1 protein-coding gene is annotated in these 1,906 nt (G+C 60.8%); it reads right to left on the reverse strand.

The features are described from left to right. On the reverse strand, positions 1–1,906 hold a 1,906-nt coding region (locus B9Z39_RS16820; protein ID WP_199221245.1), incomplete at both ends, for an integrin alpha.

Raw genomic sequence — 1,906 nt, forward strand, 5'->3', positions numbered from 1 at the left:
CCGTCTCTCCGGTGATGGCAAATCCCCCATTGCCCACCGCCACGGCAGACAAATCCACCGCTGCCGTACCGGTCTTGCCAAACACCACATAGCTGCGCCCTGCATTGCTGCCTGTGACGGGGTCTGAGAACGGTGCCCCCACAATCACATCTGCCAAGCCATCACCGTTGACGTCGCCCGCGCTGTTGACCGAGTAACCACTTTGGTCACCCGTGCATTGGCCGTTGATCACAAAGCCACCGGTTCCCGCCACCACGGCAGACAAATCCACCGCTGCAGTCCCCGTTTTGCCAAACACCACATAGCTGCGCCCTGCATCCGTCCCCGCCGAAGGCACCGACAAATTGGCAGACACAACCAAGTCGGCCAAGCCGTCGCCGTTGACGTCACCAGCCCCGCTGACCGAGTAACCGCTGTTGTCCCCCGCGCATTGGCCGTTGATCACAAAACCCCCACTCGGGCTACTTGTGGTGGCCACTGCACTCAGGTTGATCGCCGTGGTGGTGGATTTGCCAAACACCACATAGCTACGTCCTGCGTCGGTGCCGCTGGCCGGGTCAGAATACAGCGCGCCCACAACCACATCGGCAAAACCGTCCCCGTTGACGTCGCCCGCGCTGCTGACAGCGTAACCACTTTGGTCGCTAGAACCTTGGCCGTTCATGATGAAACCACCTGAAGACACCCCCGTTGCGTTGAGCGTGACCAGCGTCGAGTCCGTCTTGCCAAACACCACATAGCTGGTGCCTGCCCCGTTATTGCCGGTCAGGTAAGTCGGGTCGCCATACCTTGCGCCCACGATCAAATCGGCCAAACCATCGTTGTTCACATCCCCCGCGGCGCTGACCGAGTTGCCACTGCTGGTGAAGTTCACGCCTTTGATCAAAAAGCCTGCCGTGCCCATGCCCGAGGTGTCGACCCCCACCAAATTGACCGCCGTGGTGCTGGTCTTGCCAAACACCACATAGCTGGCACCGGTGTTGGAAGTTGCACCAGACAACAAAGCACTAGGCGCACCCACGATCAAGTCGGCCAAACCATCGCCGTTGACGTCGCCGGCGCCGCTGACGGAGTAACCTTCGTTGTCCCCCGTGCTGCCGCCATTGATCACAAAGCCACCGGTTCCCGCTGCCACGGCACTCAGGTTGATGACCGTGGTGCTGGTCTTGCCAAACACCACATAACTGCGGCCAGAGTTGGTGCCCGCTGTGCCAGATGAAAACCGTGCCCCCACAATCAAGTCAGCCAAACCGTCACCGTTCACGTCGCCTGCATTGCTCACCGAAAAGCCACTCTGGTCACCCGCGCATTCACCATTGATCACAAAGCCGCCACTGCCTGCGGTGATGGCTTGCAAACTCACACTGGGCTGCGCGATCGCTCGGTTGGCCATCACCTGCACGCTGTCGGTGTTGTCTTGCCACACCGTGTAGGTGTTGCCACCGTAGGTCACGGTGCCCAGGCTGCGAAATGCATTGGCAAAGCTCAAGGTGTCGAGCGCGCTGCCGTCCACCACCAACTGGTGCAGGCGCACCGTGCTGGCCAAGGTGTAGGTGCCGCTGGCCCAGCCACTGGTGGCGCTGTTGACCAGGTTCATGCCTGCCATGTCTTGCACATCGCGCACACCCAGGGTCAAGGTGTTGGCGCTGGTGTCCGTGGAGAGGTCGATTTTTTCGATGCTGCTGATGCGGCTGCCCCCATCCGGGTTAGACGCCGCACTGTGGCTGATCGAGGTCAAATCCAGACTGGCACCCCCCGTCAAGCGAATCGTGTCCGACCCTGTGCCACCGTCAATGCGGGCCAGTTGTCCATCGGCTGCGCTGTAGGTACTGGTCAACTTGCTGATGTTACCGCTGCCAATCACAAACACATCGTCGCCCGAACCACCGTACAGCACGTCGGCGCC

It is taken from the genome of Limnohabitans sp. JirII-29 (assembly GCF_003063395.1).
Lineage (GTDB): Bacteria > Pseudomonadota > Gammaproteobacteria > Burkholderiales > Burkholderiaceae_C > Limnohabitans.